The following is a 19,310-nucleotide window of genomic DNA, read 5'->3' as shown; positions in this document are numbered from 1 at the left end:
AATCTTAAATGACTATTAATTACATTGGGTTAAATAGATCTTTAAAATTCTAATCTTTTTCAGAATTTAAATTGAGGTCAAAAACTTAAATTTAACAAAATACAAACAAGTATTTTACATTCAACAGCTTTAATTCACATAAAAAAAGAATCAAATTTTAACATTATTTTTTGTTTTTTGTGTGATAAATATAGAAAAGCAAATGATTAAAACCCAATAATTCTCCAAAATTTACATCTTTTTTCAAATTCATCAGTATTTACCCTACTTTTTTGACTAAACTTAAAATTTACTGTAATTTAAACTTTAATTAACAGAATTAAGCTAAATTATCTTGTTTCTCAAATATTAAATATTATAATTTTCTAAACAGAATCAAGGTTATTTTGATGCTATATTTCATTATCCAAAAACAAAAAAGCCTTGCTGTTTTATCAGTAAGGCTTTTTTGTTTTTGATTTTTTTACTGCTTAAAAAGCAACGTTCCATCTTGGTAATTTACCATTTTCATCTAAGAAATTTTGTAAAACTTGCCCTTCAACAGCTGTTGGAATCGCTTTTACATCTCCAGCAAAAGTTTCGTACCAAACTACTTCTAATGCTTCAATATTTTCTAATTTCATTTGAGCTGGCCAAGAATATTTTCTTCCTGTTTTAGCAAACTGATGTCCATTTACGATTTTGTCGTAAAGTCCACCATTTTTACTTTTTAAAGTTCCATCATTCTGAACGGTTCCTGTAGAACCAACCATAATTAACTCTTTTGCATCACCTTCAACAGCGTACACCACAAATATTCCAGCACTCCCTTCTGGAGCATTGCAAGCTTCTTCTAAACTATCATTTACAGTAAAAGTAAAACTGTTTGTTGCTTTAAATTTTTCTAATTCTTTGTACATATTTTCTTTTTAAGCTTCTATCCCGATAGCTATCGGGACTGAGGTTCTCCGATGCTAAGTTTTTTTTTATTTATACCTCAGTATTTAAAAAATGTAAAAAAGTCTCAACAGGATATTGAGACTTTTTTTTGGAATTTATTATTTTGAATATTAGAAATTATCCTAATACCTCTTTTACTTTTTTACCAATTTCAGCTGGCGAATCAACAACGTGAATTCCGTTGTCTCTCATGATTTGTTTTTTAGCAGCAGCTGTATCGTCAGAACCACCAACAATTGCACCTGCGTGACCCATTGTTCTACCAGCAGGAGCAGTTTCTCCAGCGATAAATCCAATAACTGGTTTACGGTTACCATCAGCTTTTACCCATCTTGCAGCATCTGCTTCAAGCTGACCACCAATTTCACCAATCATGATGATAGCTTCAGTCTCTGGATCGTTCATTAATAATTCAACAGCTTCTTTAGTTGTAGTACCAATAATTGGATCTCCACCAATTCCGATAGCTGTAGTGATTCCTAAACCTTGTTTTACAACTTGGTCAGCAGCTTCATAAGTTAAAGTTCCTGATTTAGAAACGATACCAACTGTACCTTTTTTGAAAACGAAACCTGGCATAATACCAACTTTAGCTTCACCTGGAGTAATTACACCTGGACAGTTTGGACCAATTAATCTTGAATTTCTTTCTTTAACATAATTATTTGCTTTAATCATATCTGCTACAGGAATTCCTTCTGTAATAGCAATAATTACTTTAATTCCAGCATCAGCAGCTTCCATAATTGCATCAGCAGCAAAAGCTGGCGGAACAAAAATGATAGAAGTATCAGCACCAGCTTGATCAACAGCGTCTTTTACTGTGTTAAAAACTGGACGATCTAAATGGCTAGTACCACCTTTTCCTGGAGTAACACCTCCAACAACATTAGTACCGTACTCAATCATTTGAGAAGCATGGAAAGTACCTTCGCTTCCTGTAAATCCCTGAACAATTATTTTGGAATCTTTATTAACTAAAACACTCATGATATATATTTTATGTAGTTTTTAAATTTGTGTTGCAAAAATAAGGTTTTGTAATGTATTTTGCCTCTTTTATTGTCAAAAAAATATTAAGAAAATTGACTCATTTGATAACCTCTATAAAGTTTATCATCTTTTATCTGCCAAATGGTAGCAAAATGTGCTAAAAGCATTTCTTCTCTTGGATTCTCGATTGTTTTTACAAAATGAGAGTAACGCACTGATACTAAATCATCTTCGCTAATAATATGGCTAATTCTAACTTTAGAGCGCACATAGGCACGGCTAAGCTCATTGGCCATTTCAATCATCGAATCATAATCCATCTGAATAAAACCTTTACTGCTGTTCCATTCAAGCGTAACATCAGGATGCAGATATGTTTTTAAAATTTCGCTATCAATTAATGCATCTGACTTATAAAATTTCTGAACAAATTCTTTAATAGACATATTACTTCAATTTACTTAAAATTTCAGGAATCTTCTTGATATTGGCAAGTTGTTTCAATTTTTCTCTTGATTCTTCAATCGGAGTACCAAAATATGATTTTCCTCCTTCAACTGATTTAGTTACACCAGTCTGCCCCATTACAACTGCTTTTGATCCAATTGTAATACCGCTTGTAGTTCCTACCTGTCCCCACATGGTAACTTCATCTTCAATAATTACGCAACCAGCAATACCAGTCTGCGAAGCAATTAAACATTTTTTACCGATTACGGTATCATGTCCCACATGCACTTGATTGTCCAATTTTGTTCCCGCACCAATTGTAGTATCTCCAGTAACACCTTTATCAATTGTACAAAGTGCACCAATACCTACATTATCTTCAATAACCACTCTTCCCCCAGAGATCAGTTGATCAAAACCTTCAGGACGTTTTTTATAATAAAAAGCATCAGCTCCTAAAATAGTTCCCGCGTGAATAATTACGTTATCACCAATTATAGTGTGGTCATAAATAGAAACATTCGAATGAATTAGGCAATTTTTCCCAATTTTCACATGGTTACCTACAAAAGTATTTGGCTGAATCACAGTACCATCACCAATTTCTGCAGATGATGCTATAGCAACATTAGCAAATTGAAATGGTTTAAAATGTTTTGTAAGAATATTAAAATCTCTAAACGGGTCATCAGAGATTAAAAGAGCTTTCCCTTCTGGACATTCTACTTCTTTATTTATCAAAACAATTGTAGCAGCCGATTGTAAAGCTTTATCATAATATTTCGGGTGGTCAACAAAAACAATATCTCCAGGCTCTACAACGTGTATCTCGTTCATGCCTAAAACTTGAAAGTCTTTGTCTCCAATAAATTTGCAATTAAGCAAATTGGCAATTTCTTGTAAAGAATGACTCTTTGGAAATTTCATATAGTATAATTAGAAAATCTGTCAATTAGAAAATGAGTCAATTAGAATGTGAATATACAAAATTATGTCGACTCACTTAGCATCTAATTGACTCATTGTCAAATTTATCTTAATTAAAAAAACTACTCTTTTACACGCTCCATGTAAGAACCTGAAGCTGTATCGATTTTAATTTTATCCCCTTCGTTGATAAACAAAGGAACATTTATGTTTGCTCCTGTCTCTACTGTAGCATTTTTAGTAGCGTTTGTTGCTGTATTTCCCTTTACACCTGGCTCGGCATAAGTAACTTCAAGAATTACAGATGCTGGCATATCTACTGATAATGGTAAATCTGTTTCTGTATTGATTTGCACCATTACGTTTGTTCCTTCTTTTAACAAATCTGGAGCATCCAAAATGTTTTTATTTAAAGAAATTTGCTCAAACGTTTCAGCATTCATAAAGTGAAACTCGTCACCTTCTGGATATAAATATTGAAATGTATGCGTTTCAACACGAATAACGTCAATTTTGTGACCTGCTGAAAAAGTATTGTCTAATACTTTACCAGAAGTTAAACTTTTCAATTTTGTTCTTACGAAAGCTGGACCTTTTCCAGGTTTTACGTGAAGAAATTCAATGATTTTATAGATATCGTGATTAAATTTAATACACAATCCGTTTCTAATATCTGATGTAGATGCCATTTGTATTTGTTTTATTTTTTTGTTTAACCGTTTAACTGTTTAACTGTTTCTTCGATTAAACGATTAAACAAATAAACAATTAAACTCAATTTTTAATAATTTCCTGAGTAACCTTTCATAATTCCTCGAGAAGAATTTCTAATAAAATCTAGAATTTCATCTCTTTCAGGAGTCGCTTCCATTTCAGCCTCAATAATACTTAAGGCTTGAGTTGTATTGTAATTCTTTTGGTATAAAATTCTATAAATTTCCTGGATTTCTCTAATTTTTTCAGTAGTGAATCCTCTTCTTCTTAAACCAACAGAATTAATTCCTACATAAGACAAAGGCTCTTTTGCTGCTTTTGTAAATGGCGGAACATCTTTTCTTACCAATGAACCACCAGAAATCATAGCGTGATCTCCAATATGAATAAATTGGTGAATTGCCGCTAAACCTCCAATAACTGCATGATTTCCAACAACAACGTGTCCAGCCAAGGCAACACCGTTTACAATAATAGCATTATTTCCAATTTCGCAATCGTGCGCAATGTGAGCATAAGCCATTACTAAACAATTATTTCCAAGAACAGTTTGACCAGATGCAATTGTACCTCTATTTATAGTTACACATTCTCTAATTGTACAATTATCACCGATAATAGCAAGAGAATCCTCACCTCCGAATTTTAAATCTTGTGGCACAGCAGAAATTACAGCTCCTGGAAAAATATTGCAATTTTTACCAATTCGAGCACCTTCCATAATGGTCACGTTTGAACCAATCCAAGTACCATCACCAATAACAACATTATTGTGAATTGTTGTAAATGGCTCTATTACAACGTTTTTAGCGATTTTCGCGCCTGGATGAACATATGCTAATGGTTGATTCATCTGTATGTTTTATATTTTTAATTAAAATATTCTAATTTGAAGCAACAAACCTAAACAATAAATTTGATAATTTATTATTGTTTTCTTGCTATTTGTGCCATTAATTCTGCTTCAGTTACTAATTTACCATTTGCATAAGCATTAGCCTGCATATGGCAAATCCCTCTTCTGATTGGAGAAATTAACTCACATTTAAAGATTAAAGTATCACCTGGCAACACTTTGTGTTTAAATTTAACATTGTCAATTTTCATGAAATATGTCAAATAGTTTTCAGGATCTGGAACTGTACTTAAAACTAAAATACCTCCTGTTTGTGCCATTGCTTCAACAATTAATACACCTGGCATAACTGGGGCTTCTGGGAAGTGACCAACGAAGAAATTCTCATTCATAGTAACATTTTTCAATCCTACTACATGACGATCAGACATTTCGATAATTCTGTCAATCAACAAGAACGGCGGTCTGTGAGGTAGCATAGACATGATTTTATGAATATCCATCAATGGCTCTTGATGTAAATCATAAGTAGGAACATGATTTCTCTGCTCTATTTTAATAATTTTTGCTAATTTCTTTGCAAATTGAGTATTTACAAAATGTCCTGGTTTGTTAGCAATAATTTTTCCTTGAATACGAACTCCAATTAAAGATAAATCTCCTATTACATCAAGTAATTTGTGTCTTGCAGCTTCGTTTGGATAATGTAAAGTCAAGTTGTCTAAAACACCATTTGGTTTTACAGAAATCTCTTCTTTACCAAATGCTTTCTTTAGATTTTCCATAGTAGATTCAGAAATTTCTTTGTCTACATATACGATTGCATTGTTTAAATCTCCACCTTTAATAAGTCCGTGCTCTAATAAAGATTCTAATTCGTGTAAGAAACTAAAAGTTCTAGAACTTGCAATTTCAGATTTAAAATCTGCTAAACTTTTAAGGGTAGCATTTTGAGTACCTAAAACTTTTGTACCAAAATCTACCATTGTTGTAACCTGATATTCATCACTAGGCATTACAAGAATTTCGCTTCCTGTTGCTTCGTCTGTAAAAGAAATTACTTCTTTTACTACGTAAACATTACGTTGTGCGTCTTGCTCTTCGATACCAGCTTTTTCAATAGCTTCAACAAAATATTTTGATGAACCGTCCATAATTGGAAGTTCTGAGGCATTCAATTCAATAATAATATTATCCAAATCGCATCCAACTACTGCAGCTAAAACGTGCTCTGGTGTCTGAATTTTTACACCAAGTTTCTCAAGATTTGTACCTCTTTGAGTATTAACAACATAATTAGCATCAGCCTCAATGACTGGTTGACCTTGCAAATCTACTCTTACAAAAGTGAAACCATTATTAACGGGTGCAGGTTTAAAAGTCATTGTAACTTCTTTTCCAGTGTGTAAACCAACTCCTGTTAGCGAAATTTCATTTTTGATGGTCTTCTGTTTAACCATTATTTCCATTTTTTGGGTTTATTATTTGTTTCTTTAATTCTTCAACTTCGGCCACAATTTTAGGCAGATTTTTAAAATGAACGTACGATTTATTAAAATCTGTATATCCTAGAGATGGAGTTCCTTGCAAAACTTCATCATCTTTAATGTTTCTAGCGACACCCGATTGAGCTTGAAGCCTAACATTATTCCCTATTATTAAGTGACCTGCAATACCAACTTGTCCACCAATCATACAGTTTTCGCCAATCTTTGTAGAACCTGCAACACCGCTTTGCGCAGCTATTACAGTGTTTTTTCCTATTTCTACATTATGGGCAATCTGAATCTGATTGTCTAATTTAACTCCTTTTCTAATAATTGTAGAACCAAGAGTTGCTCTGTCAATTGTAGTATTGGCACCAATATCTACATTATCTTCAATAATAACGTTTCCAATTTGTGGAACTTTACTGTACTCTCCATTTTCATTTGGAGCAAAACCAAAACCATCTGCACCTATAATAACTCCAGAATGAACAGTACAATTATTACCAATTACAGTTTCAGAATAGATTTTTGCACCAGCAAAAATGAACACATTATCGCCAATAACAACATTATCGCCAATAAAACTATTTGGATAGATTTTTACATTATTACCCAAAACTACATTTTGTCCGATATAGCTAAAACTACCCAAATATAAATTCTCACCGTACTTTGTTCCTTCAGACATAAAAGACTGAGGCTCGATACCGTTTTTATTTAATTTTACCTGATTATAGAAATGCAAAAGCTTAGAAAACGCTGCGTAAGCATCTTCTACCTTTATAAGCGTAGTATTAATTTCCTGTTCCGGAATAAAGCTATCATTAACAATTGTTACTGTCGCTTTTGTAGTATATATATAATTGATATACTTTGGGTTAGCCAAAAAAGTAAGAGATCCTTCCTCTCCTTCTTCGATTTTAGAAAGCTTAGAAACTTCTGCATTGGGATTCCCAACAACTTCTCCTTCTAAAATTCCTGCTATTTGTTCTGCTGTAAATTTCATCGCGACAAAAATATAAAAAATAGATTTTAAATGTTAATTTTATATAAGTTGTTTTGGAAAACAGATATAATATTTTGTTACCAATTTAGATAACGATTTCAAATTCAGCTGGTCAGAAGCTTCAACAACATCTTCAATTGTTTTATCTTTTTTCAAAATACGAATAGGTTCTGCTTCCTTACTATAGGCCTGATTTTTTATTTTACCTCTAAAAATAAAATATCCAGCGTCTACTGCTGAAATTTGGTGCGCTTCTGCAAACTCTTCTTTTAAAGACTGTGATTCTTCCATCGGAATTTTTTCTGCACTAAGTTTAATTTTCAACAAATCTCTATTGATGATCATTTTACTTAAAGTAGAAAGTATAAAATCACTATGTTTCTGCCAAGCCTTTAGAGCGCTTATAATATCAAAATCATCTAATTGTGAAAATAAATCTAATTTCTCAGCATCAAAATCTTCGAGCGTAATTTTATTTTGCATGAAATACATCAGAGGTTCACTGCAAGGTAATTTAATTCCTTTTAAAGTCAGTTCTTTTGCTCTCTTCAGCACCTTCATTAAAATCAACTCGGCTACTAAACTTGTTTTATGCAAATAAGCTTGCCAGTACATTAATCTCCTAGAAAGCAGAAATTTCTCGACAGAATAAATTCCTTTTTCCTCAATTACCAAAACATCATTTTCTACGTTCATCATCTGAATCAATCTTTCAGAGTTCACGTTACCTTCTGCAACACCTGTATAAAAACTATCGCGTTTCAAATAATCCATTCGATCCATATCCAACTGACTAGAAATCAATTGCAACATAAATTTTCTATGATATTCTCCTTTAAAGACCTGAATTGCCAAACTTAATCTTCCATCAAACTCTTCATTCAGCTGATTCATAAACAGTAGCGAAATAGCTTCGTGATGCACATCTTCAACAATACTTTTTTCCATTGCATGCGAAAATGGCCCATGTCCTATATCATGAAGCAAAATTGCAATTAGAAGTGCATTTTCTTCTTCGTCAGAAATAACAACATCTTTAAAACGAAGCGTATCAATTGCTTTCTTCATCAAATGCATACATCCTAAGGCATGATGAAAACGGGTATGATTTGCTCCGGGATACACCAAATAAGACAATCCCATTTGAGAAATACGACGAAGGCGCTGAAAATATGGATGCTGAATTAAATCGTAAACCAACTCGTTCGGAATCGTTATAAAACCATATATAGGATCGTTGAATATTTTAAGTTTGTTGATCTGAGTCACTACTGAGTTATTTTTTTAGGTCAACAAATATAAGTAAATAAGTATAAAGAGATTGGTGTTTTTTATTTAAAAGTCATAAACAGAATCATCATGATTATCAATAAAATACATTTAAAAATGTTAAAATACAAATCAAAATCGTGCGCCAACTTTGGTAATTTTATACTATTTTTAATACTTTTTAAGTTCTATAACTTTAAATTGCAGTAAAATTAAATTGATTTATGGATAAGATAAAAATACTTTGGGTCGACGATGAAATCGATCTTTTAAAGCCTCACATATTATTTCTAGAAAAAAAGAATTACGAAGTTACAACTTGCAATAACGGCCTTGATGCAATCGCCCTATTTGAAGAAGATAACTTTGATATTGTTTTTTTGGATGAAAACATGCCGGGAATGAGTGGTTTGGAAACGCTTTCTGAAATGAAAGAAAAAAAATCAGCTATTCCGATGATTATGATTACGAAAAGCGAGGAAGAATATATTATGGAAGAAGCCATTGGTTCTAAAATCGCTGATTATTTGATTAAACCAGTAAATCCGAATCAGATTCTTTTAAGTTTGAAGAAAAATCTAGATGATTCGAGATTGATTACAGAAAAAACAACCTTAGATTATCAAAAAGAATTCAGAAAAATTTCAATGGAATTGGCCATGGTTAATTCGTACGAAGACTGGATTGAATTGTACAAAAAATTACTTTTTTGGGAATTGAAACTAGAAGACATCAACGACACAGCGATGATTGAAATTCTAGAGTCTCAGAAAGTAGAAGCAAATTCACAATTCGGAAAATTTATAGAAAGAAATTACGAAGACTGGTTTGCGCCAAAGGCTGACAAACCTATACAGTCTAATACTTTATTCAAAGAATTAGTCGTTCCAGAAATCAAAAAGAAAGACAAACCAATTCTTTTTGTTGTAATTGATAATCTTCGTTACGACCAATGGAAATCTTTTGAAAGCGTAATATCAAATTATTATAAGCTAGAAAAAGAAGTTCCTTACTATTCTATTCTTCCAACTGCTACACAATATGCTAGAAATTCGATTTTCTCTGGTTTAATGCCTTTAGAAATGGAAAAACAATTTCCCGAATATTGGAAAAACGACGTCGAAGATGGCGGAAAAAACCTTTATGAAGCAGAATTTCTATCTGCTCAATTAAAAAGATTAGGTTTAAATATTAAGGAAGATTATTTTAAAATCACCAATTATGCTGGCGGAAAAAAGTTAGCAGAAAACTTTAAAGCATTAAAAGGAAACGACTTGGTAACGGTAGTTTACAACTTTGTTGATATGCTTTCTCACGCTAAAACTGAAATGGAAGTCGTAAAAGAATTGGCTTCAGACGATAAAGCGTATCGTTCTCTAACATTAAGCTGGTTTAAAAATTCTCCATTATTAGAAATTATTCAGCAGGCACAACTTTTAGGCTTCAAATTGATTTTGACAACAGACCACGGAACAATTAATGTAAAAAATCCCTCAAAAGTTGTGGGAGATAAAAACACCAGTTTAAATTTACGTTATAAAACTGGACGTAGTTTAACATACGAACAGAAAGATGTATATGTTGTAAAAGAGCCAAAAACAATTGGTTTGCCGGCAATAAACATGAGCAGTTCATTTATTTTTGCCAAAAACGATTTTTTCTTGGCGTATGTAAACAACTACAATCATTATGTGAGCTATTACAAAAATACGTATCAGCATGGCGGAATTTCTTTAGAAGAAATGATTATTCCGTTTCTGGTATTTAACCCGAAATAAAAGTTTACAGTTTCAGTTTTTAGCGGTGAATACAATTAAATAAAATATTTTTTGCCACAGATTTCAAAGATTATCACTGATTAAAAAATCCTTTTTAATCTTTTTAATCTGTGGCATTAAAAATAATTCGCGAAAATTTGCGAAATTCGTGGCAAAAAATAAATAACAATGAGCATCGTTTTTTCATTAGATCAAATTCAAGAAGTTGCTGAGCAGATTATAGCTTCAAATCCTAATAAAATTATCCTTTTTAATGGAGAGATGGGAGTCGGAAAAACCACCCTAATCAAACAGATATGCAAAAGCCTTGGAGTTACTGATGCAACTAGCAGCCCTACTTTTTCTTTAGTAAACGAATATCAAATTCCAAGCGGAAAAAAAGTCTATCATTTTGACTTTTACAGAATAAAACAAGAAACCGAAGCACTAGATATGGGAGTTGATGATTATCTATATTCTGGAAATTGGTGTTTTATTGAATGGTCAGAAAAAATTGCAAATTTGATTCCTGAAGAACATTCTACTATAAACATTGAATTACTATCTGACGGAAAAAGAGAACTGAAATTGATTTAAGATTATTTTAAAACAGTATCATTGAAGAAAAAATTACTTATTTTATTTGCCACTATCTTTAGTTTAATTGGACTTTTTTTCCTCTTTCTTTTAGGTATAACGACAGATTTTTTATCAGATGAAGTGGAAGCTTCTAAAATCGAAAAATGCAAAGAGATTGTTAGGATTATTGATCGAAATAGCAAATTTATCAATGACAGCCTTAGCATCGATGCACCTGCAGATGGAAAGTGCATAAGATATTACATTAAAAATAGCAACGACATTAATAATCTGTTTTCCGAGATTAACACTTCTGACAAACAGAAATTTAAGCAATTGGTTGATAGCAAATTTTGTGAATACATTGAAATTGGCGAAGCAGAAAATTGTATTATGTTTTGTATAAAGACATCGATACATAATTATAAAATTGTGGGAGCATATAAAAAAATGTTCATAATCTACGAAAAAAAACCTGAATGCAATTGCAAGGACAATCCTATTGGATATCCAAATTACCCAGATTATGTAAAGCCATTATCAAAAAATTGGTACCAAACAAAAGTACGTGTACCCAAGCGATATTTTGGATGTTAAATAGAATCTTTAACATTCGGCTTGTAGTATTAGCAGAATTTTTACACTAATTTTAAAACTTTTTACGTAATTTGTACTCTTAATTTTTTGCACAATCCATGTCAATCACGTTAACTCCATTTACAAAACAACAATTAATACCGCAGGAAGAAAAACTTGAGGTTGGTCGTTTTAAAAGAGAACTTTTTATAGGAATTCCTAAAGAAACAAGTTATCAGGAACGTCGTATCTGTCTTACGCCCGATGCCGTCAATTCCTTAACTTATGAAGGTCACCGTGTTATGATTGAATCTGGCGCTGGAGAAAGTTCGAGTTATACAGACAAAGAATACGCCGATGCCGGTGCAGAAATCACAAAAGATACTAAGAGAGTTTTTGGCTGTCCGTTTCTATTAAAGGTAGAACCGCCAACTTTAGCAGAAATTGACATGATTAATCCAGAAACGGTTATCATTTCGGCTATTCAGCTTAAAACCAAAAAGAAAGAATACTTCGAAGCATTAGCAAAAAAGAAAATCACTGCCTTAGCTTTCGAATATATTAAAGACGAAGACGGATCTTATCCCGCAGTAAAATCCTTGAGCGAAATTGCAGGAACCGCTTCAATTCTTATTGCTGCCGAATTAATGATTACAGACGAATTTGGAAAAGGGCTTTTATTCGGAAATATAACAGGCGTTCCTCCTACTGAAGTAGTAATTCTTGGTGCTGGAACTGTAGGCGAATTTGCGGCAAAAACTGCAATTGGATTAGGTGCCAACGTTAAGGTTTTTGATAACTCAATTACAAAACTGCGTCGTTTACAAAATAATTTAAATCAAAGAATTTTCACTTCTACTATACAGCAAAAAGGCTTGCTAAAAGCTTTAAGACGTTGCGATGTTGCGATTGGAGCCATGCGCGGTAAAGAACGTTGCCCAATTGTCGTGAACGAAACAATGGTAGAACACATGAAAAAAGGTGCTGTAATTGTTGATGTCAGCATAGATACAGGCGGCTGTTTTGAAACATCAGAAGTAACTACTCATGAAAAACCAACATTCATAAAAAACAATGTTTTGCACTATTGCGTACCAAACATTCCTTCAAGATATTCTAAAACTGCTTCATTATCAATCAGTAATATTTTAACTCCTTATTTACATCAGATAGCCGAAGATGGTGGCATTGAAAGTGCAATTCGATGCAATAAAGGCCTTAAAAATGGAATATATCTATATCACGGAATCTTAACAAATAAAGCGATTGGCGAATGGTTCGATTTACCAGATAACGATATTAATTTACTTGTATTCTAAAGGAACTTTAACGTACCTTTGCAAAAAAATTATTTCATGAAGTTCGCTTATCGTTTTGCATATTATTTGATTGGTCTCGTAATGGGATGTTTTATTGTATCAGGATTTTTCATCGGAAAAGACACCCGATGCAATTATTTTCCAAATGCCAGAGTTTTAAACAATCTTAGAACAAAACCTTTTCAATATTCAGATAAAGCAGTTCAAACGCTTAACGAAAAATGGGTTGATACAGCAGACGTCAAAAATACATTAACTTACGGAGATGTTGATTTTGACCAAAGTAATGTTCCATTCAAAAAAGGAAAACTGTATATTATTGAAGGAAAAACAATAAAAAATCAAGAAATTATTCTGAAAGTGGTCAATTATGAAAATAAAGCCGTTTTAGAAGAAATCGTAAAAAAATAAAAATTAAATCTTTTGTTTCTCGCAGATTCTGCAGATTCAAAAGATTTTTTTTAGCGACAAGTATTTCTGGCAAAGCCACAAAGACACAAAGTTTTTCCCTTTGCCTCTTAGCAACTCAGAATCTTTGTAACTCAGAATCTTAGCAACTTAAAAAAAACTACCATTCAATTTCTTTCAATCCTTTAGATTTAAGAAATGAATTTGTTTGACTAAAATGTTTATTTCCAAACCATTTTCCTTGATTAGCACTCATTGGCGAGGGATGGCCTGATTCTAAAACATAATGTTTTGACCGATCAATTTTTGCCCCTTTTTTCTGAGCAAAACTTCCCCACAAAAGAAAAACAACATTTTCCTTCTGATCAGAAATAGCTTTTATAACAGCATCGGTAAATAGATTCCATTTTAAGTGTTTATGACTATTTGGACTATCTTTACGAACGGTCAAAGAAGCATTAAGAAGCAAAACGCCTTGCTGAGCCCATTTTTGAAGATTACCAGATGTTGGCATAAAAACGGAATCAAAATCAGTATTTATTTCTCTAAAAATATTTCGCAATGAAGGCGGTATCTTAATATTATCATTTACAGAAAAGCTTAATCCATTGGCTTCTCCTTCTCCATGATAAGGATCTTGACCAATAATAACAACCTTTACAGCATCAAAACTGCAATTGTTGAAAGCTGAAAAAATTAACTCTGCAGGAGGGTAGCAAGTATGCGTTTTATATTCAACTTCAAGCGCCTCCATCAATTCCTGAAAATACGTTTTTTCTATTTCATCTTTTAAAACTCTCTGCCAGTCTTGAGCTAAATTAATTTTCATTTTATAAATTTTATTACAAATAAAGCAAAGTTTTATTCAAACTACCAACTATTAGTGCTATTAAGTTTTTAAAACTTTGTAACTTTGAAATCTTTACAACTTACGTTATATAATGGTATCTATTACAGAAAAAACATTACAAGATTTACAATTTCCAACGGTGCTTGAAACCATTTCTGATGGTTGCAATACCGATATTGGAAAAGAAAAGGCTTTACAAATAAAACCATTTAGAGATAAAGAAGAATTAATGCAAGCGCTGATGCAAACATCAGAGTATGTATCTTCTTTTCAAAATAATAACGCCATTCCGAATCACGGATTTGACGCCATAACGCATGAAATTAAATTTCTTGCAATCGAAGACAGTTTTCTTGAAGTAGGAAGTTTTAGAAAAATTGCTAATCTTTCTGCAACTACTAATGTCTTGTTGAATTTCTTGAAAAAATTCGACGACTATTATCCAAACTTAAATGCAAGAGCTTCAAGAGTAGAATTGACTAAAGACATCATAACTGCAATTGACTCTATTGTAGACAAATACGTAGAAATTAAAGACAATGCATCTCCTACTCTAGCCGGAATTAGGCAAAACATGAACCTGGTTCGCGGAAAAGTGAATCAAAGTTTCGGTACGGCTTTAACTCAGTACAATAGCTTAGGTTATTTGGACGATATCAAAGAAAGTTTTGTACAAAACCGTAGAGTTTTGGCAGTTCTAGCAATGTATCGCCGTAAAGTAAAAGGTTCTATTTTAGGAAGTTCAAAAACTGGAAGCATCGCTTATATCGAACCGGAAGCTACTTTGAAATATTCTAGAGAATTAGCCAATTTAGAATATGAAGAGAAAGAAGAGATTACAAGAATTTTAAAAAATCTATCGAATGTAATTCGCCCTTATCTTCCTTTATTAATTGAATATCAGGACTTTTTAAGTGATATTGATGTTGTTGCAGGCAAAGCTAAATACGCAAATCGAATTAACGGAATCCTCCCAACAATTACAGAAGAAAGAAGATTATTCTTTAGAGAAGCGTATCATCCGATTTTGTATTTGAACAACAAACAGAAAAAAGAAGTTACGCATCCGCAAACCATTGAGTTAAAACAAGAAAACAGAATTATTGTAATTTCTGGACCAAATGCTGGAGGTAAAACCATTTCCTTAAAAACGGTAGGATTATTACAATTGATGCTGCAATCGGGAATTTTGATTCCGGTTCACGAAAGAAGTGAAACTTTCTTGTTTGATAGAATCTTAACTGACATTGGCGACAATCAATCTATTGAAAATCACTTAAGCACATATAGTTATCGATTAAAAAACATGAATTACTTTTTAAAGAAATGTAATAGAAAAACCATGTTTTTAATTGACGAGTTTGGTACAGGTTCTGATCCTGAATTGGGTGGTGCTTTGGCTGAAATTTTCCTAGAAGAATTTTATCACCGTGAAGCATTCGGAATTATCACAACGCATTATTCTAATTTGAAAATTTTAGCAAACGAATTGCCTTATGCCACAAATGCGAATATGATGTTTGATGAGAAATCTCTTGAACCAATGTATAAATTAGCTTTGGGTCAAGCAGGAAGTTCTTTTACTTTTGAGGTTGCTCAAAAAAATGGAATTCCGTTTGGATTGATCAATCGTGCGAAAAAGAAAATCGAAGTTGGAAAAGTTCGTTTTGACAAAACCATCGCAACACTTCAGAAAGAGCGTTCGAAGTTGGAAAAAACTTCTTTGAATTTAAAGGAAGAAGAAACTCGTGCTCGTGAGGAAAGTAAAAAGATGGAAAACATCAATACGAGAATTCAACAGAAATTAGAAAGCTATCAAGAATTATATGATAGCAATCAAAAGATAATTTACATTGGACAAAAAATTGATGATATTGCCGAAAAGTATTTCAATAACAAAAACAAAAAAGAACTGATTGGTGAGTTTTTGAAAATTGTTGAAATTGAAAATTCGAAACGAAAAAAAGCTACTCCAAAAGAAGTCAAAGCAAAAGTTGAAAAACAAAAAGAAATTATTGCTGAAGTACAAGTAAAAGTTGAAGAAATTCGAAAAGAGAAAAAAGAGAAAAAACTTAAACCAGTTGTAGAAAAACCAAAACCAATTTTAAAAGTTGGAGATAGAGTAAGAATGCTTGACGGAAGATCTGTCGGAAGTATCGATTCTATCGAAAAAAATAAAGCAACAGTAAATTACGGTATTTTTACTTCGAAAGTAAGTTTGGATGAATTGGAATTGGTAGAAGCAGTTAAGAAATAAGTTTTCGGTCTCCGTGGCGGTTTTTAGTCCTTAAAAAGTGGTGAAAAAACCTCAAAATTAAAATAAAGCGATTTAAGGGACGATTTTCATTTTTACACTAAAGAAGATTTCTAACTTTTAAAAACAGATTTAAACTAATTTACTGATGTTGTTTTTAATTTATAAAATTTATTAAAAACAAAAAATTAATAGATATTTTAAATAAAAATAAAAAAACGTATTAATTCCTGTTTTTTCAATTAAAAATTGAAACATAAAACTTGAAACACAAATTATAAAATGGAAAGCCTTCCAAAAAATAAAAAAATAGTTCTTTTTGACGGAGTTTGCAATCTCTGCAGTTCTGCTGTACAGTTTATTATAAAACATGATAAAAAGGACATTTTTAGATTTGTCGCATTGCAATCAGAAAAAGGAATTTCAATATGCAAACACTTAGGAATCAGTTTTTCTAAAATGGACAGTATTATTTTGTATGATCCAGGAACAGCATATTTTTACAAATCTTCTGCAATAATCGAAATTGCTAAAAATTTTGGCGGTTTGTGGAAGCTAACTCCTATTTTTAGAATTGTACCTATTTTTATGAGTGATAGGATTTATGATTATGTTGCAAAAAACAGATACAATTGGTACGGTAAAAAAGAAAGCTGCATGATTCCAACTCCGGAATTAAAATCTAAGTTTTTGTAGAAAATTCCAATGTAAAAATTCCAAATTCCAAAAAGCAAAACTTCAGTGACGCAATATTGTCATTTCGACGAAGGAGAAATCTTCGTGAGAAACTCGACAAAGATTAGATTCTCGTTACGGAGTTACTTGCGAAGATTTCTCCTTCGTCGAAATGACAAACTTAACTTAAAAACATACAAAATAGAAAAATCCCAAATTCACATCAATTGGAATTTGGGATTTTTTATTTGAAATTTATTAGAAAAATTATCTAATCAATTTTCTGTATTTCAAACGTTTCGGAGTTAAATCACCGCCAAGACGTTTCTTTTTGTTTTCTTCGTAATCAGAGAAACTTCCTTCGAAGAAATAAACTTCAGAATCTCCTTCAAAAGCTAAGATGTGTGTACAAATTCTATCTAAGAACCATCTGTCGTGAGAAATAATTACGGCACAACCAGCAAAATTCTCCAAACCTTCTTCAAGTGCTCGAAGTGTATTTACGTCAAGGTCGTTTGTTGGCTCATCCAGTAAAAGTACGTTTCCTTCTTCTTTCAAAGTCATGGCTAAGTGCAAACGGTTACGCTCTCCACCAGAAAGCATTGACACTTTTTTGTTTTGCTCGCCACCACCAAAGTTGAAACGTGATAAATAAGCTCTTGAGTTAACTTGCTTTCCTCCCATCATAATCAATTCCTGACCATCAGCAAAGTTTTCCCAGATTGATTTATTCGGATCAATATTAGAGTGCGACTGATCTACGTAAGCGATTTTTACTGTGTCACCAACAGAAAATTCTCCACTATCAGTAGCTTGCTCACCCATAATCATTTTGAAGATTGTAGATTTACCAGCACCGTTTGGTCCAATAATTCCAACAATACCAGCTTGTGGCAAAGTAAAGTTCAAATTATCATATAATAATTTATCACCAAAAGCTTTGGCAACATTTTTAGCTTCAATAACATTTGTTCCTAAACGAGGACCATTCGGGATATAGATTTCTAATTTCTCGTCTAGTTGTTTTTGATCTTCATTCAATAATTTGTCGTAATTCTGTAAACGTGCTTTCTGTTTTGTCTGACGACCTTTTGCTCCTTGACGAACCCACTCCAACTCACGCTCTAAAGTTTTTCTACGTTTAGAAGCCACTTTTTCTTCCTGTGCTAAACGATTTGATTTTTGATCTAACCAAGAAGAATAATTTCCTTTCCATGGAATACCTTCTCCTCTATCCAATTCAAGAATCCAACCAGCAACATTATCAAGGAAATATCTATCGTGTGTTACAGCAATTACAGTTCCAGCATATTGAGCTAAATGCTGCTCTAACCAAAGAACTGATTCAGCATCAAGGTGATTGGTAGGCTCATCAAGTAACAATACATCAGGCTGTTGCAATAACAAACGACATAAAGCTACACGACGGCGCTCACCTCCTGAAAGGTTTTTAATTGGCGTATCACCTTCTGGCGTACGCAAAGCATCCATTGCAATTTCTAATTTGGTATCTATTTCCCAAGCACCAAGAGCATCAATTTTGTCTTGTAAAGCTGCCTGACGATCCATCAATTTATCCATTTTATCTGGATCTGAGTAGTTCTCTTCAAGACCGAACAAATCATTAATTTGATTGTACTCTTCTAAAACTGCCATAGTCTCAGCTGCTCCTTCACGAACAATTTCGATAACTGTTTTAGAATCATCAAGAATTGGCTCTTGCTCCAAGTATCCAACTGTATAGCCTGGCTGAAATACTACATCTCCCTGATAATTTTTATCAACTCCTGCAATAATTTTTAAAAGTGAAGATTTTCCAGAACCGTTAAGTCCCAAAATACCAATTTTAGCTCCGTAAAAGAAACTCAAATAAATATTCTTAAGAACTGGTTTGTCTGCTCCTTGATAGGTTTTACTCAATTTCTGCATTGAGAAAATTACTTTCTTATCGTCTGACATTTTTTATTTTTTATTATAATTATTTATTTTTCTGAATTTCAAAATTCTAAACTCTCCCTTTCAAAGCATTGAACACCCAAGCATTTGCAAAAAAACCAACTCCAACAGCAGCAAATCCCCAGCCTGAAACATCACTGTACCTAAAGATTCCAAGACCTATAAGTAACAATCCCATAAGCACCATTATTAAAGTAGCCCATCCTAAAATGGTATTTTTATTCATTCCCATAGTTTTATAAATATTTTAATGCAAGATTTTAAAAAGGCAAATATCGTGAATTTTAACGGC

The 19,310-nt window shown here is 32.4% G+C and carries 19 protein-coding genes; 7 read left to right on the top strand and 12 right to left on the bottom strand.

All coding sequences use genetic code 11. From position 1 onward, the window contains the following. Window positions 1-470: 470 nt before the first annotated feature. From OZP10_RS20665 to OZP10_RS20625, 9 genes are all read right to left on the bottom strand, one after another. Window positions 471-899 carry a hypothetical protein gene (locus OZP10_RS20665; RefSeq protein ID WP_281632556.1) on the bottom strand — a complete coding sequence of 143 codons (429 nt, stop codon included), beginning with the start codon at window positions 897-899 and terminating at the stop codon, window positions 471-473. Between the two features lie 157 nt (window positions 900-1,056). Next, a complete protein-coding gene (sucD, locus tag OZP10_RS20660; protein ID WP_057118027.1) occupies window positions 1,057-1,929 on the bottom strand; it encodes a succinate--CoA ligase subunit alpha in 873 nt (290 codons plus the stop codon). An 86-nt stretch (window positions 1,930-2,015) separates the two neighbouring features. After that, window positions 2,016-2,378 carry a nuclear transport factor 2 family protein gene (locus tag OZP10_RS20655; RefSeq protein ID WP_281632555.1) on the bottom strand — a complete coding sequence of 121 codons (363 nt, stop codon included), beginning with the start codon at window positions 2,376-2,378 and terminating at the stop codon, window positions 2,016-2,018. Between the two features lies 1 nt (window position 2,379). Beyond that, the gene (locus OZP10_RS20650) at window positions 2,380-3,309 is read right to left on the bottom strand and encodes a UDP-3-O-(3-hydroxymyristoyl)glucosamine N-acyltransferase (RefSeq protein WP_281632554.1); all 930 of its coding nucleotides are present in this window, start codon (window positions 3,307-3,309) and stop codon (window positions 2,380-2,382) included. Window positions 3,310-3,431: 122 nt separating this feature from the next. Next, window positions 3,432-3,998, bottom strand: a complete 567-nt coding sequence (efp, locus tag OZP10_RS20645; RefSeq protein ID WP_095929274.1) for an elongation factor P — start codon at window positions 3,996-3,998, stop codon at window positions 3,432-3,434. 92 nt (window positions 3,999-4,090) lie between these two features. Next, window positions 4,091-4,876, bottom strand: coding sequence for an acyl-ACP--UDP-N-acetylglucosamine O-acyltransferase (gene lpxA / locus OZP10_RS20640; RefSeq protein WP_057118031.1), 786 nt, complete (start codon window positions 4,874-4,876; stop codon window positions 4,091-4,093). A gap of 74 nt (window positions 4,877-4,950) precedes the next feature. Beyond that, window positions 4,951-6,339, bottom strand: a complete 1,389-nt coding sequence (locus OZP10_RS20635) for a bifunctional UDP-3-O-[3-hydroxymyristoyl] N-acetylglucosamine deacetylase/3-hydroxyacyl-ACP dehydratase (protein WP_008464039.1) — start codon at window positions 6,337-6,339, stop codon at window positions 4,951-4,953. After that, window positions 6,332-7,375 (bottom strand): UDP-3-O-(3-hydroxymyristoyl)glucosamine N-acyltransferase, encoded by a 1,044-nt coding sequence (gene lpxD, locus OZP10_RS20630; protein ID WP_281632553.1) that lies wholly within the window; start codon window positions 7,373-7,375, stop codon window positions 6,332-6,334. The genes OZP10_RS20635 and lpxD overlap by 8 nt, the downstream gene beginning before the upstream one ends. A 39-nt stretch (window positions 7,376-7,414) precedes the next feature. Then, window positions 7,415-8,644 carry an HD domain-containing protein gene (locus OZP10_RS20625; RefSeq protein ID WP_281632552.1) on the bottom strand — a complete coding sequence of 410 codons (1,230 nt, stop codon included), beginning with the start codon at window positions 8,642-8,644 and terminating at the stop codon, window positions 7,415-7,417. A gap of 224 nt (window positions 8,645-8,868) precedes the next feature. Here OZP10_RS20625 and porX point away from each other — a divergent pair, with 224 nt between their 5' ends. The 5 genes from porX (at window position 8,869) to OZP10_RS20600 (ending at window position 13,286) form a co-directional block, all read left to right on the top strand. Next, on the top strand, window positions 8,869-10,422 hold the full coding sequence (gene porX / locus OZP10_RS20620) for a T9SS response regulator signal transducer PorX (RefSeq protein ID WP_119790901.1): 1,554 nt from the start codon (window positions 8,869-8,871) through the stop codon (window positions 10,420-10,422). A 168-nt stretch (window positions 10,423-10,590) separates the two neighbouring features. Continuing rightward, window positions 10,591-10,998, top strand: a complete 408-nt coding sequence (gene tsaE, locus OZP10_RS20615; protein WP_281632551.1) for a tRNA (adenosine(37)-N6)-threonylcarbamoyltransferase complex ATPase subunit type 1 TsaE — start codon at window positions 10,591-10,593, stop codon at window positions 10,996-10,998. A 21-nt stretch (window positions 10,999-11,019) separates the two neighbouring features. After that, window positions 11,020-11,577 (top strand): hypothetical protein, encoded by a 558-nt coding sequence (locus OZP10_RS20610; RefSeq protein ID WP_281632550.1) that lies wholly within the window; start codon window positions 11,020-11,022, stop codon window positions 11,575-11,577. A gap of 98 nt (window positions 11,578-11,675) precedes the next feature. Continuing rightward, window positions 11,676-12,875, top strand: a complete 1,200-nt coding sequence (locus OZP10_RS20605) for an alanine dehydrogenase (protein WP_281632549.1) — start codon at window positions 11,676-11,678, stop codon at window positions 12,873-12,875. A 36-nt stretch (window positions 12,876-12,911) separates the two neighbouring features. Next, complete coding sequence (locus OZP10_RS20600) at window positions 12,912-13,286, top strand: DUF4258 domain-containing protein (RefSeq protein WP_281632548.1); 375 nt, start codon at window positions 12,912-12,914, stop codon at window positions 13,284-13,286. 157 nt (window positions 13,287-13,443) lie between these two features. Here the strand turns inward: OZP10_RS20600 and OZP10_RS20595 are convergent, their stop codons facing one another. Beyond that, window positions 13,444-14,112, bottom strand: coding sequence for a uracil-DNA glycosylase (locus OZP10_RS20595; protein ID WP_281632547.1), 669 nt, complete (start codon window positions 14,110-14,112; stop codon window positions 13,444-13,446). A 112-nt stretch (window positions 14,113-14,224) separates the two neighbouring features. Between OZP10_RS20595 and OZP10_RS20590 the strand changes: the two genes are divergently transcribed. Further along, on the top strand, window positions 14,225-16,390 hold the full coding sequence (locus OZP10_RS20590) for an endonuclease MutS2 (protein WP_281632546.1): 2,166 nt from the start codon (window positions 14,225-14,227) through the stop codon (window positions 16,388-16,390). A 279-nt stretch (window positions 16,391-16,669) separates the two neighbouring features. Next, window positions 16,670-17,083 carry a thiol-disulfide oxidoreductase DCC family protein gene (locus OZP10_RS20585; RefSeq protein WP_281632545.1) on the top strand — a complete coding sequence of 138 codons (414 nt, stop codon included), beginning with the start codon at window positions 16,670-16,672 and terminating at the stop codon, window positions 17,081-17,083. Window positions 17,084-17,329: 246 nt separating this feature from the next. Here the strand turns inward: OZP10_RS20585 and ettA are convergent, their stop codons facing one another. Together ettA and OZP10_RS20575 are read right to left on the bottom strand one after the other, a co-directional pair. Continuing rightward, window positions 17,330-19,021 (bottom strand): energy-dependent translational throttle protein EttA, encoded by a 1,692-nt coding sequence (gene ettA / locus OZP10_RS20580; protein ID WP_281632544.1) that lies wholly within the window; start codon window positions 19,019-19,021, stop codon window positions 17,330-17,332. Window positions 19,022-19,067: 46 nt separating this feature from the next. Continuing rightward, complete coding sequence (locus tag OZP10_RS20575; protein WP_035643908.1) at window positions 19,068-19,250, bottom strand: CAL67264 family membrane protein; 183 nt, start codon at window positions 19,248-19,250, stop codon at window positions 19,068-19,070. Between the last annotated feature and the right edge of the window lie 60 nt (window positions 19,251-19,310).

Origin of the sequence: Flavobacterium luteolum (assembly GCF_027111275.1) — a bacterium.
In the GTDB taxonomy this organism is placed as follows: Bacteria; Bacteroidota; Bacteroidia; order Flavobacteriales; family Flavobacteriaceae; genus Flavobacterium; species Flavobacterium luteolum.
Note: the sequence above shows the minus strand (reverse complement) of the source record. Positions and strands in the feature narration are given on the sequence as shown.